At 28.2% G+C, this 14,143-nt stretch carries 15 protein-coding genes; all 15 read right to left on the bottom strand.

Annotated features, from left to right (window positions below):
• Positions 1-120 precede the first annotated feature (120 nt).
• Positions 121-1,287: an RNA polymerase sigma factor RpoD gene (gene rpoD / locus IC218_RS01990; RefSeq protein ID WP_227432810.1), complete on the bottom strand. Its 1,167-nt coding sequence runs from the start codon at positions 1,285-1,287 to the stop codon at positions 121-123.
• Between the two features lie 17 nt (positions 1,288-1,304).
• Positions 1,305-3,095 (bottom strand): DNA primase, encoded by a 1,791-nt coding sequence (dnaG, locus tag IC218_RS01985; RefSeq protein ID WP_227823712.1) that lies wholly within the window; start codon positions 3,093-3,095, stop codon positions 1,305-1,307.
• Positions 3,096-3,358: 263 nt separating this feature from the next.
• A complete protein-coding gene (gene aroF, locus IC218_RS01980) occupies positions 3,359-4,144 on the bottom strand; it encodes a 3-deoxy-7-phosphoheptulonate synthase (protein WP_227432807.1) in 786 nt (261 codons plus the stop codon).
• Positions 4,125-4,631 (bottom strand): 2-amino-4-hydroxy-6-hydroxymethyldihydropteridine diphosphokinase, encoded by a 507-nt coding sequence (gene folK, locus IC218_RS01975; RefSeq protein ID WP_227823711.1) that lies wholly within the window; start codon positions 4,629-4,631, stop codon positions 4,125-4,127. Before folK ends, aroF begins: the two co-directional genes overlap by 20 nt.
• Entirely contained in the window at positions 4,624-4,989 is a 366-nt protein-coding gene (gene folB, locus IC218_RS01970) for a dihydroneopterin aldolase (RefSeq protein ID WP_227432804.1), read from the bottom strand. The genes folK and folB overlap by 8 nt, the downstream gene beginning before the upstream one ends.
• A gap of 10 nt (positions 4,990-4,999) precedes the next feature.
• Positions 5,000-5,791, bottom strand: a complete 792-nt coding sequence (folP, locus tag IC218_RS01965) for a dihydropteroate synthase (RefSeq protein ID WP_227823710.1) — start codon at positions 5,789-5,791, stop codon at positions 5,000-5,002.
• A gap of 66 nt (positions 5,792-5,857) precedes the next feature.
• Positions 5,858-6,430 carry a GTP cyclohydrolase I FolE gene (gene folE / locus IC218_RS01960; RefSeq protein ID WP_003429416.1) on the bottom strand — a complete coding sequence of 191 codons (573 nt, stop codon included), beginning with the start codon at positions 6,428-6,430 and terminating at the stop codon, positions 5,858-5,860.
• Between the two features lie 25 nt (positions 6,431-6,455).
• Positions 6,456-7,157 carry a hypothetical protein gene (locus IC218_RS01955; protein WP_227432800.1) on the bottom strand — a complete coding sequence of 234 codons (702 nt, stop codon included), beginning with the start codon at positions 7,155-7,157 and terminating at the stop codon, positions 6,456-6,458.
• Between the two features lie 36 nt (positions 7,158-7,193).
• Positions 7,194-7,934, bottom strand: a complete 741-nt coding sequence (locus tag IC218_RS01950) for an aminotransferase class IV (RefSeq protein WP_227432799.1) — start codon at positions 7,932-7,934, stop codon at positions 7,194-7,196.
• Entirely contained in the window at positions 7,924-9,273 is a 1,350-nt protein-coding gene (gene pabB / locus IC218_RS01945) for an aminodeoxychorismate synthase component I (protein WP_227823709.1), read from the bottom strand. Before pabB ends, IC218_RS01950 begins: the two co-directional genes overlap by 11 nt.
• Before the next feature lies 1 nt (position 9,274).
• On the bottom strand, positions 9,275-9,859 hold the full coding sequence (locus IC218_RS01940) for an anthranilate synthase component II (protein ID WP_227432795.1): 585 nt from the start codon (positions 9,857-9,859) through the stop codon (positions 9,275-9,277).
• Between the two features lie 24 nt (positions 9,860-9,883).
• Positions 9,884-10,603 carry a polysaccharide deacetylase family protein gene (locus IC218_RS01935; RefSeq protein ID WP_227432793.1) on the bottom strand — a complete coding sequence of 240 codons (720 nt, stop codon included), beginning with the start codon at positions 10,601-10,603 and terminating at the stop codon, positions 9,884-9,886.
• A gap of 27 nt (positions 10,604-10,630) precedes the next feature.
• A complete protein-coding gene (locus IC218_RS01930; protein WP_227823708.1) occupies positions 10,631-11,695 on the bottom strand; it encodes a CAP domain-containing protein in 1,065 nt (354 codons plus the stop codon).
• Positions 11,696-11,854: 159 nt separating this feature from the next.
• Complete coding sequence (locus IC218_RS01925) at positions 11,855-12,664, bottom strand: MORN repeat-containing protein (protein ID WP_227432790.1); 810 nt, start codon at positions 12,662-12,664, stop codon at positions 11,855-11,857.
• A gap of 245 nt (positions 12,665-12,909) precedes the next feature.
• Positions 12,910-13,776 (bottom strand): YitT family protein, encoded by an 867-nt coding sequence (locus IC218_RS01920; protein WP_227432788.1) that lies wholly within the window; start codon positions 13,774-13,776, stop codon positions 12,910-12,912.
• Positions 13,777-14,143 lie beyond the last annotated feature (367 nt).

Raw genomic sequence — 14,143 nt, 5'->3', positions numbered from 1 at the left:
TGTTCTTGATTTTAAACTAAAACCAAGATAAAAAATAATATAAAATCTCTACCACAAAATAGCCATGAGATATCACTTATCCCATGGCCTTTATTGCAAAAACATTAATGATGTATCTTTTTAATCTAAATAATCTCTAAGTTTTTTTGATCTACTTGGATGTCTTAATTTTCTTAGTGCTTTTGCTTCTATTTGTCTTATTCTTTCTCTAGTTACATCAAACTCTTTTCCAACTTCTTCAAGAGTTCTAGCTCTTCCATCCTCAAGACCAAATCTAAGCTTTAATACCTTTTGCTCTCTATCATTTAATGATCCAAGTACATCTTCTATTTGTTCTTTAAGTAAAGAATATGCTGCTGCCTCAGCTGGAGCTGGTGCATCATCATCTGGAATAAAATCTCCTAAATGACTGTCCTCTTCTTCTCCTATTGGAGTTTCTAAAGACACTGGGTCTTGAGCTATTTTCATTATCTCTCTTACTTTATCTTCTGTCATTTCCATTTCTTTTGCAATTTCTTCTGGTTTTGGGTCTCTTCCAAGTTCTTGAAGTAGTTGTCTTGATACTCTTATTAATTTATTTATAGTCTCTACCATATGCACTGGTATTCTTATAGTTCTCGCTTGGTCTGCTATAGCACGTGTTATAGCTTGTCTTATCCACCATGTTGCATAAGTACTAAACTTATAGCCCTTTGTATAGTCAAATTTTTCAACAGCTTTTATAAGACCTAAATTTCCTTCTTGTATTAAGTCTAAGAAAAGCATACCTCTACCTACATATCTTTTTGCTATACTTACAACTAGTCTTAAGTTCGCTTCAACTAATCTTTGCTTTGCTATCTCATCACCTTCATGCATTCTTCTAGCAAATTCTACCTCTTCATGTGGCTTAAGTAGAGGAATTTTTCCTATTTCTTTTAAGTACATTCTAACAGGGTCGTCTATACTTATCCCTTTTGGTAAAGATAAATCCACAGTTTCTATTTCTATTGCAGAAGAGTCCTCATGTGAAATTACTTCTGCATCTTCATCTATGTGGCTCATATTTAAATCGTCATCAGTAGCCGAAAAGTCTATATCAGCTTTATAGTTCTTTGTTTCTGTTATTTCTATTCCCAAATTACCTAAAGTTTCATAAAGATTTTCTACCTGATCCTTATCAAGTTCAGTTTCAGAAAAAGCTTCCATTATTTCTGCAAGCGTCAATGAACCTTGCTTTTTTCCTTTTTCTATTAGTGTCTTAGCGGTAACTTTTTTTAACTCTTTTTTATTCGACTTATTTTCCACACTCAAACCTCCTTTCTCTACAAGCTTTTTAAAATTTTATTTATCTCAACTATTTTTAAAGCAATTTCCATAACTTTACCATCTACCTCTTTCATATCATTATTATTTTCTAATTCCTGTTGTTCTTTCAACAAGTTATTAATTTGTTCTTCTAATGAGTTCTTTCTGATATTTGTTATTATTCCTTCTATTTCTTTTGTGTTCTCTAAGTTTATACTATTCAAAGAAATTGAATTTAATTCTTTTAAGTATTCTTCGGATATGTTTAAACTTTTCAATTTGTCAATAGTTATTTTGTCCAATTCTTGATTTTTAATCATGTAATTTAAAATTTCTTTACTTTCATTCAATAAAAAATCACTTTCTTCTACTTTAAGTAGAGCTATTTCTCTAATTTTTTTGTCTTCTAACATTATTTTTATTAGAGTTTCTTCAACTAATTGTTTTCCATCTTGTCTAACTTCGACTTTTTCAATTACTTTTTCTTCTATCTTTTTCTGGTTTTTATTATTATATGGCTTATTGTAGTTTTTACCATACACTTCCCTTTTTATAGACTCGACATTAATATCTATTTGATTACTTAGATATTTTGTATAAAAATCAATTTCTACAGGACTTGTCAATTGTTTTATAATCTTAGAAGCTTCTTTTGCAAACTTCACTCGTTCTTCATCTTTTTGAATATTGAATTCTTTTTTAAGATGATCTATTTTATATTTTATGTAGTGAGTAGAAACATCCATTGCCTTTTTATAATCACTAAGTCCGTACTTTCTTACAAATTCATCTGGGTCTTTAGAGTCTTTCAAATCCAAAACTTTTACAGTAATACCTAATTTAATAAGTATATCTATAGCTCTTAAAGTCGCTTTTATTCCAGCTTCATCAGAGTCATAAGATATAATAGCAGTATCCGCATATCTTTTTATTAAAATACCTTGTTGTTCAGTCAAGGCTGTTCCAAGGGTTGCTACTACATTTCTTATACCATACTGATAAAGTGAAATTAAATCCATATATCCTTCAACTAAGACTATAGTTTTATTATCTAAATTTTTTCTAGCAAAGTTTAGTCCATATAAGTTTTGTTTTTTATTAAAAATTAATGTGTCTGGAGAATTTAAGTATTTTGGTAAAGAATCATCTAGTACTCTTCCTCCAAATCCAATTATATTTCCTCTATAATCAAATATAGGAAACATAACTCTATTTCTAAATTTATCATAGCAATTAGTTCCATCTCTATTTCTTGCAATTAGACCGCACTCCAATAAATCTTGTTTTGTATACCCTTTATTAATAAGAGCATTCATAAGAGAATTCCATGAATCCAAAGAAAATCCTAGACCAAATTTTTTAATTATTTTATCATCTAATCCTCTAATCCTTAAATATTCATACCCAAGATTTTTACTTCCCAATAAGTTTGAAAGATAAAATCTAGCAGCTTCTGTATGAATATCTTGAAACTTTTTAGATTTCTCTATTTTCATTCTAGTTTCTTCATTCATGTTGGTATTAATTTCTATACCACATTTATTTGCTAAAATTTTTACAGCATCCATAAAATCTAAATTTTCCATTTTCATGACAAAATTTATCACATCTCCACCTTCACCACAGCCAAAACACTTATAAATTTGTTTTGATGTATTTATATAAAAAGATGGAGTTTTTTCTCCATGAAATGGACATAATCCTTTATAATTAGCTCCAGATTGTTTTATATTCATATATTCAGATATTATACTTGCTATATCACATCTAGCTTTTATTTCTTCGATAACGTCTTTTATATCATTCATATTATCACCTTCTGGTGTAATTTTTTGTGTTAACATTTCTATTCTACACTATATTCTAAATTTGTCAATCACTCAATATACAGAATTCGACTTTTTTTATTGATATCCTTCTTATTAATCAAAAAATTTTTATTTTTTATGTTAATTACATCAATATTAGATTTTTATTTATGTCAAATAATCTAACTATTAAATTATATATCTATTATCTTATAAATTTACATCAAAACTATCACGAATAAAAAAGAGGCTCTTGCCTCTTTTTAATAAACACTAATTGATTTCATCAAATCTTCAAATTCATCAAAGCAGAGAGATTGAATCCCATCTGATAGAGCATTTTCTGGGTCTGGATGAACTTCTACCATTATTCCATCTGCTCCACATGCAAGTGATGCCATTGACATAGGTTTTACTAAATATCTAACTCCAGTAGCATGACTTGGGTCTACTACAACAGGAAGTCCCGTTTCTTTTTGAATAATCGGTACAGCCGCTAAGTCTAATGTATTTCTAGTATAATCATTGTATGTTCTTATACCTCTCTCACACATTATAATGTTACTATTTCCTTCTATTGCTATATATTCTGCTGCACCTATCCATTCAGTAATTGTTGATGCGATTCCTCTTTTTAACATAACAGGCTTATTTTGTTTTCCGATTTCACTTAAAAGAGTAAAGTTTTGCATATTTCTTGAGCCAATTTGAATTATATCACTGATACTATATAATTCATCCATATCTCTTATATCCATAAGTTCTGTAATAACAGCTATCCCAACCTCTTCTTTAACTGCTTTTAATATTTCAAGACCTTCTTTTTTTAATCCCTGAAATGAGTTTGGTGATGTTCTTGGCTTATATGCTCCTCCTCTTAAAATATTTGCACCATGACTTTTTACAAATTTAGCAGTCTTTAAAAGTTGCTCATAACTTTCTATTGCACATGGCCCAGCTATTACAAGTTTATCTTCTTTTACAGTTATTTCTTTATTATTTGTATTTATCACTATCTTTGAATTATCATTAAATAGGTTTTTTCTCATAACCTACAAGCTCCTTTACTTCTTCTATTTCTTTAGCAGATAGGAGATTTAAATATTCTTTTATTGATTTTTTATTTATTAAAAGTTCCTCATTCAAATCCATAAGTGGTATCAAAACAAAAGCTCTATCTTGAATCCTTGGATGTGGTATTAGTAATCTTTCATCAGTTGAAACTACATCATTAAAAAATAGTATATCTACATCAATAGTTCTTGGACCCCAATGTACCATTCTCTCTCTATGCAATTCTTCTTCTATTTTTTGACAATATTCTAACAACTCATAAGGTTCAAACTCTGTTTCTATCTCTACACACATATTTAGAAAATCTGCTTGTTCTGTATATCCCCATGGCTTTGTTTCATATAATTTTGATTCTTTTACTTCATATATAGAATCACTATCTCTCAAAAGTTCACATGCTTTTGATAGATTATCAAATCTATTGCCCATATTCGTCCCTATTCCCAAATAAGCCTTATTCATCTCTTGTTCTCCTTATCTCAACACCAAAGTAGTCATAAATTCCATTTACAGGAGCTTCTGGCTTTCTAACTCTAACCATAACTCCATTTACAAGGTTAAATTTATTTAAGACTTCTTCAGCAATATTCTCTGCCAAAGCCTCCAAAAGATTAAATTGTTTATTTTCTGTAATATCCTTAACAACACTATAAACTTCAGCATAGTTTACAGATTTATTTATATCATCACTAAGTCCTGCTTCTCTTGAATCAACATAAAGTTCCATATCGACAAAAAATTTCTGACCTAGAAAATTTTCTTCTTTAAGCACACCATGATATCCATAGAATCCTAGATTACTAAGTAATATTTTATCCATTATACTACACCTACTTTCTATATATTGCATCAGTCATTTTAGCTGCCATTAAATTTTCATAAACATCATGCACTCTAACTATATCTACACCATCTCTTATTCCAAGTACAGTAGTAGCTATTGTTCCTTCCAATCTCTTTTTAGGTTCAACTGGAAGTACTTTTCCTATTACTGATTTTCGAGATGTTCCAAGTAAAATAGGATAGTCTAATTCTTTCAATTCATTTAATCTTCTTAATACTTCTATATTTTGCTCAAATGTCTTCCCAAACCCTATCCCTGGATCAAGAACTATTTTTTCTTTTTTTACACCACAGTTTATTGCCATTTTTATGCTCTCTTTAAAGAAGTCCTTTATTGACTCCATTATATCTTTGTCATAGTTTGTCCCATCTTGATTATGCATTATACATACTTCTGCATCATATTTTCCTACCACAGAAGCCATATTCTTATCTCTTCTAAGCCCCCAAACATCATTTACCATAGTGACACCTAATTTTAGAGCTTCTTCTGCAACATCTGCCTTGTAAGTATCTATTGATATTGGTATATCTAATTCTTTTTTAAGTTTTTTTATCACAGGGATTACTCTTCTTAGTTCTTCCTCTGAATCTACATAGCTATGACCTGGACGTGTAGATTCACCACCTAAGTCAATTATATCAGCACCTTGTTCAACCATTTCTTTTGCATGTTTTATTGCTATGTCTAAATTACTAAAGTCTCCTCCATCAGAAAAACTATCTGGAGTTACATTTAATATACCCATTATATAAGTTCTTTTACCATAATCAAACACAGTTAATGACACTCCCTTAAATTAAAATTTATATCTTATCAAACGATTTTTATCTACAATAATTTACTACTTCATAGTAATTAAACTCATAGCCTCAGCTCTTGATGCAATATCTTTTTCAAATATACCTCTAACTGCTGATGTAACAGTTTTTGAACCAGGCTTTTTTACACCTCTCATTGTCATACACATATGTTCAGCTTCCACTACTACTAAAACACCATATGGCTGTAGCTCTTCCATTATTATGTCTGCTGCATTTTTAGTAATTCTTTCTTGTAATTGAGGTCTTTTTGCTAATGTGTCTATTACTCTAGCAAGCTTAGAAAGCCCTGTAAGTCTTCCACCTTTTGGTAAATAAGCGATATGTGCCTTTCCAAAAAAAGGAACCAAATGATGCTCACAGCATGAATAAAATGGAATATCTTTTACTAGTACTAGTTCTTCATGCTTTTCATCTGCAAAAAGAACTTTTAAGTGGTCTCTTGGTTCTTCACTAAGACCAGAGAATATCTCTTCATACATTCTAGCAACTCTATTTGGAGTCTCTATTAGACCTTCTCTATCTGGGTCTTCACCAATTGCTTCTAATATTTCTCTTACTGCATGTTGTATTTTTTCTTTATCTACTTTATTCATTTAAACTCCCCCCATTGACTCGTGACTAGAAGATTAATTTTATAATCTTTTTTGTCTCAATTTCTTTAAAAATATAATTATAAACATCTAAAAGTTTTTGATAGTCATAACTTTCACTTACCTTTGATACTAGGTTAAAAAGTTCCTTATTTTCTTTTTTCAAAACTTTTAGCAATTTTTTATCTTTTGGTACCCATTTATCATTTATATTAAAGTACCCAATTATTATATCTTTTAAATATAAATTCGTCAAAAAATGATATTCAAAAACATCAAATTTTTCTTTATTTTTCAACTTTGATATTTTTGTTTCAATATCTTGTTTTAAAAAAGACTTTTCTTCTAAAGACAATTTGCTAGGACCTTTTAAGTAAATATCTCTGCTCATATCTTTTATAGTATTGGATATATTCTCCATATCAAATAGTACTTTAGCATCCTTCATCTCTTTCACAAAGAAGTACTCTCTATCTGACAATAATTTTTTTACACCATCTTTTGAAAAATAATTTATATCAAATTCTATTCCCTTTTGTTCAAACAGTACTCGCTCTTGTTTTTCCCCTTCTTTTACAAAAACGAATACATCAATATCATTAACTTCTACATTATAAAAACTAAAATCTACATCTTTACTAGAACCCACTAGAAATACTGCTAATGTATTTGGATTGTCTATTATTTTTTTAATATTTTCACTATATACTTTATAAGTATGACTTGCCATCTCTTATCTCCAATAAATTGTTAATATTTTAATTTATTACAAACACTCTATTATTTTATTAAAAATAATATTTTCTTTGCCAAATTCTGTCTTGTCAATTTCTGTAACTTTCATTGCTCCCATAAGACTATTTGTGACAAAAACAAAATCAAAACTACTAATTTCTGATATGTTAATTTCATTTTCCATCAACTCTATATGTAATTCGTCACAAATCTTTATAATCCTTTTTTTTATTGTTCCATTTAAAATTGGTAATTTACTACTGGGTGTATATACTTTACTTCCTCTTATAAAGAATATATTACTCATAGAACATTCTAAAATCACACCATCTGAATTTATAAATATACCATCATTGTATCCATTCTTATTTGCAATATTTTTAGTATATATATTTTCAAAATAATTAGTAGTCTTATGTCTATAAATTAGGCTATCTCCCCTAACTATAGGAGATATAGTCAATTTAAAACCTTTATTATATGCTTCTTTATTATATGGAATTTCTCTAATAGATATATTGTAACCTTCATCAAAAACGGTAATCCTAAGTGCTTTATTAATAATATTTTCTTTTTTTATGTATTTAATAATTTCATCTATTAGAAATCGCTTTTCATAATTTATATTCAAATCCAAACATGTTATCGAATTGAGCATCCTATCTATATGTGTATTTAAATCTATAGCTATACCATCTTTAACTTTAATAGTCTCAAATAACCCAATTCCAAATTTACTCAAGCTACTATTAAAGCTTAAATTATTCTTCATAATATCCCCTCAAGGCTTTCATTATAGATTTTGCTTTATCTAGTGTTTCTTGGTATTCTTCATCTGGGTCAGAATCCCAAGTCATGCCTCCTCCAACTTGGAAGTATACTTTTTTCTCTTTTTTTATTATAGTTCTAATTGCTATATTAAAATCCATATCACCATTAAAACCTATATATCCAATTGAACCAGTATATACATTTCTCTGTGTTGGTTCCAGTTCGTCTATGATTTCCATTGCTCTAATTTTAGGTGCTCCTGTTATAGAACCACCTGGAAAAGTTGCTTTTATTATATCAGTAGCATCCTTATCATCTTTTAGTTCACCTACAACTGTTGAAACCAGATGATTTACATTTGCATAAGGTTCAATTACAAACAACTCTGGAACTTTGACACTTCCAGTTTTGGATATTCTACCAATATCATTTCTTTCTAAATCCACTATCATAAGTAACTCTGCTCTATCTTTTTCGCTATTTTTAAGTTCCTCTTGAAGCTTTAAATCTTCTTCCTTATTTTTACCTCTTGGTCGAGTGCCTTTTATTGGTCTTGCCTCTATTTTTTTATCAATACATCTTATAAATCTCTCTGGAGAATTTGATAAGATATGTGCTTCTTCAAAATTTAAAAATGCTCCAAATGGTGCTGGACTAAATCTTCTTAAATCTCTATATAACTCAAAACTTGTCAATTCTGTTTCCCCACTAAACCTTTGTGTCAAATTAGCTTGATATATGTCACCTTGTCTTATGTACTCTCTAACATTTCCAACTGCATTTTTAAATTCTTCCTTTGTAAAGTTAGATTTAAGTTGAATAGGTTTTACATCTTTTTCCTGATAGCATATACTATCTATTCCTTTTTTCTCTCCTGTTAATATTTTTTCTTCTATATCAGCTATTATTTTTTCTTCTACTTTTATATCTATATCTGGAGTGGCTATGTAAGTTTTTCCCTTCAAATGGTCTATTACTATAACATGGTTATAAAATCCAAAATACATATCAGGCATCTCAATATCATCTATAGCAGTTCTAGGTAATTTTTCTATATAATTTCCCAAATCATAAGACAAATATCCTACAGCTCCACCTATAAACGGTAAGTCAGTTTTATTTACAACTTTATATTTATCTAATTCTTTTTTCAAATTTTCTAATGGATTTTCATCAGTATTTTTATATCTTAACACTTTAAATGGCTGGCTACTTATAAAAGAATATCTTCCTAACTTTTCTTTGTCCATAGCACTATCTAATATAAAACTATCATTTTCATTTCTAAAAATAGTAAATATCTCAAAAGAATTTAATTTAGTTTTTATTTCTCTTATCATTTTATCTATGTATCCTTTCCCTAGCTTCTTTTATAAAGTTTTTCAGCATTTCATGACCATACTCTGATAAAATAGCTTCTGGATGAAATTGTACTCCTTCTATTAAATACTTCTTATGTCTAATTCCCATTATTTCACCTTTACTTGTTGTTGCTGTAACTTCAAGTTCATCTGGAACTGTATCAGAATCAATTATAAGCGAATGATACCTAGTAACATTTAAAGGATTTTTAAGACTACTAAAAACTCCCTTATTACTATGGTTTATACTGTATACTTTTCCATGAACAGGTTGTTGTGCTTTTATTATGTTACCACCAAAAACATGTCCAATAGTTTGGTGACCTAAACAAATTCCTAGTATAGGCTTTTTATCTTTGAAATATTCAACAATATCTATACAAACCCCAGCTTCTTTTGGAGAACATGGACCTGGAGATAACACAATTATCTCTGGATTTAGTTCTTCAATATCTCTTAATGTTATTTCATTATTTCTTTTTACTATAACTGTTTCCCCCAATTCTTCTATGTATTGTACTAAGTTATACACAAAAGAATCATAATTGTCTATCATGAGAATCATACTATAAATCTCCCCCCCAAAAAATTATTTAATTAATTCAGAAACTGTAACAAACTTAAAACCTTTTTCTATCATCTTTGGAATAAATATATCCAAAGCTTTGACTGTATCATCAGTTGCATAGTCATGTAAAAGTATTATATCTCCATTTTGTACTTTATTAATTATTTTATCTGCGATACTATTAGCTCCAGGATTTTTCCAATCCCTCACATCTACGCCTGTCCATAAAACTACTTTGTAATCATGCTTTTTTGCAATTTCTACTAAATCCTTTTCTCTGTAACTCCCAAATGGGGGTCTAAATAATGTAGGTTTCTTTCCAGTAACTTTCTTTAAAATTTCTTCACACTTAACAATCTCCTCTTCAATTTGACTAGAAGTTAAATTGCTTATATCAGGATGATTAAAAGTATGATTTCCTATTTCATGCCCTTCTTTACTTGCTCTTACCAGTGGTTCTTTATACCACTGTGCATGTTTTCCAGCTATAAAAAATGTAGCCTTTACATTATACTTCTTTAACACATCTAAAACTTGATCAGTTTCTTTAGGATGAGGTCCATCATCAAAGGTAATTGCTATTAGTTTCTTTTCCCTTGAACCATGTTTAATTAAAATATTTTCATTCGTTTCCATCATTAAAGCAGAAACTTTACTAAAATTGGCTATTAGTATTATTCCACAAAACAAGACTACTGCTATTAAACTCTTAAATATTGTCTTTTTTTTCCCTGGTGTCATTTTTAAACTTCCTTTCAAATATTTTAGTTATTTATAAAAATTTTGAGTGTAGTACGTTTTATAACTTCCTCCAAATATTACTCCAACTCCAATATTATTATAATTCCCCAAAATATTTTTTCTATGTCCTTCTGAATTCATCCAAGCTTCATGTGCATATATTGCATTAATCTGTCCTGCTGCTATGTTTTCTCCTGCTGAAGTATATATTATTCCTTCTCTTTTCATTCTATCAAAAGGAGTTTCATCGTTTTTGTTTATATGGTCAAAAAAATTATTATCTCTCATATCTTCACTGTGTTTTCTTGAACTTAAAGTGGCTTGCTCACTGTATCTTAGTGAATTCAATCCTCTTTGATTTCTAACACTATTTACAAGGTCTATAATTTCAAATTCAAAGCATTTTTTAAGTTCTTCTTTATCAGTTGGATATAATTCTTTGAACTCATCTTCTGTACTTTTATCAATTATTAAATATGAACAAACTCTATTTTTTTCATGAATATCGTAGAAAATTGTAATATATTTACCTTCCTTATTTATTATATCATATTGATTTTCTGAATTTATTATATATCTAGTATTTCCTTTTTTCTTATATTTTAATGGAGTAATCTTGTTTCTTACTGTTTGTCTATCTTGATTTATTTTTATATCTTGATTTTCACATGAGTTCATAGAGTTACTGTAAAGTGCAACTACCTCATCATTTTCAACACCAACCATTGCAAAATCTTTTCCATATTGATTATATACATACCAGTCAAATCCATATTCACTAGTATCAATTCTACCAGGCTTTCCAATATTAGCTAAAACTTGATTTAAGTTTTCTCCTAAATTTAGTTTTTCAAAATTTTTTATATTAGTCTCGTTTAAATTATTCTCTCCATTATTATTTAGTTGTGAGCTTTGATTTTTCTCATCTTCCTTTTTCTTTGAATTATCACTTAAGTTTATTTTGTCTAAAAACTCATTCCATATTTCGCTTTGAAAAAATTTTTCCTTCAAATCATCTACTTCTCTCAATAATTCAGGACTATAAAATAAAACAATAAGTATTACTAATACTAAAGCAATTAATTTTTTCAATATATTCCTCCTTTAAAAAGCTTCACTAAAAATTTCTAATATATACATTATCATGTATTAATACTGATAATATATACTAATTAAATCCTATTAACATCTCTTTATATGTTTTTTATTTAATAAGTATTATAAAAAAGCTTTACCTATTAATAGATAAAGCTACAATCTTAATGAAAATATTTCATCTAAAGTTCTATCAAAGATAGATGGCTTATCAAATTTCCAAGTTCCTTCATAAACTAATTCATTATTTAGATAAAAAGTACCTTGACCATGTTTTTTACCATGCATAAACTCTCCTACATACTTCTTTCCTTTTGACCATATGTAAGTTCCTTTTCCATGAATCAAATTATTTTTCCATTCTCCTTCATAAAGTATTTCTCCTTCACTATTATAACAAATACCATATCCCTCCATCTTTCCACCTTTAAATTCTCCTGCATATATACATCCATCATTCCATTTATAAATACCTTTTCCATCTTTTTTGCCATTCTTCCAAGTTCCAATATATTCATCTTTACTGTTATAGAGCATATTCCCAATGCCATTCATCATGTCTTCCTCAAAATAACCTATATACTCATTACCGTTTGAAAATACAAAATTTCCTTTTCCATTTTTTTTATCTTGTTTAAATTCTCCTATGTACTCCATATCAGTTCCTTCATCAACAAAAAAAGTATATGAACCTTGACCTTCCATCTTTCCTTCTAAAAACTTTCCTACATATACATCTCCATTAGAAAATTTATATATTTTGTTTTTTGGCTTTTTTGTATCGACATCATCTATATCACGAATTGTTTTTCCTTCTAATTCCAAGACTTCACTTTCTGATGCAAAATCACCCTTTTTTAAAACACGTTTTTTCATATTTTTTATGCTCTTAATCTCTTTATTTACTTCATTTATATATTTTAAATAATTATCATACAAATCAACATATTCTTTAGATAAATTCATAATGCCATTCCTCCAACGTTATTCATAGATATTTTATTAAATCTATTAAATTTATTATATCCTAATACTGGTCATGTTTTCTACACATTGAGTAATTTTTTCAATTTTAATTTTAAAATAACCTCTTTTAAAGTGATACACAAATAGTAAATAAACCATATTTATTATATTTTTAAATAAAAGAAGCTGAGGACTATAATATATAAATTTACATATTACAAACCCTCAGCTTATATTTTTATAGTTTATAAGTCTTTTGCTTTAAATCCTCTTCCTTTTACCTCTGTAACATCATTTACAGATATAAATGCTTTTTTATCATATTTTAAAGCTATATCCTTTATCTTTGGTATCTCACTTGATGCAACTATTGTATATATAATCTTCTTTTTTTGATGAGTGTATGCACCCTCTGCATCCAAGAAAGTTACACCTCTAACTAAACTTCTCATTATGTCTTCTGCTATCAAATCGACTTCAGTTGACATTACCATAACAGATTTTTGATAATTCATTGCATCTTTAATAAAAGTCATTGAATATGCATTTAGAAATAATCCTATGAGAGTATATAATGCTAAATCTAAACCAAATAAAAAGCTTCCTGTAAGTACTATCAAACCATTTATTGCTAAAGCAGTATCTTTCATTTCTATATTTTTCTTAATTTTTAGTATTGCAGCTATAATGTCTGTACCACCTTGAGAAGACCTAGTTCTAAATACAATACCAACTCCTAAACCAGATAATATACCTCCATACACACTTTGAAGTAATATATCATTGATAGGTATGATATTACTTACTTCCTGAGTTGCACCTAATAATAATGAAAATACAATCATATTTAATAAACTTGAAATACAAAATTCTTTTTCTAGGTATATAAAACCTAAAATAAATATTGGAATATTGATTAAAAATGTTAATAGACCCACATTGATATTTGTCAAATAGTTTATAGATGTTGCTATACCTGTAGCACCTCCACTTAATAGATGTGCTGGTCTTAAGAACCCATTTATTCCTATAGATGTCATCAACATCCCCAGTAGCATTGTTGAATATCTTAAAGCTGGATGTTTTTGTAGGGTATTCTTAACTTCACTCATTTCTTTCTCCCTTCAATTCTTATAAATCTTTAGAATTTTAAAAACTTACTTTTATATATATTATTACTGATGTAATAGATAATATTTCAAGCAAATTTTTTCATAGAGTTTCTTGAACTGTCATCTATTACATCATCTATTATAGTATCTTTTATATATATGTCTAGTGCATTTTTTTATATTCCAAAATTTCAAAGTACTTAAATTCTCTCATTTATGCTCCAAATTAAAATTCTTCTAGCACAATATGATACTATATATTATGCAACTTGCAATATAGTAAATTTATAGTATTTTTTCTTAAATATTTATTTTTATAGTATTTTAGTAAACTTAACCATATAATTCTTTATTCATAATTAAGTTT

It is taken from the genome of Clostridioides sp. ES-S-0005-03, from assembly GCF_020658455.1.
Taxonomy (GTDB): Bacteria; Bacillota; Clostridia; order Peptostreptococcales; family Peptostreptococcaceae; genus Clostridioides.
Note: the sequence above shows the minus strand (reverse complement) of the source record. Positions and strands in the feature narration are given on the sequence as shown.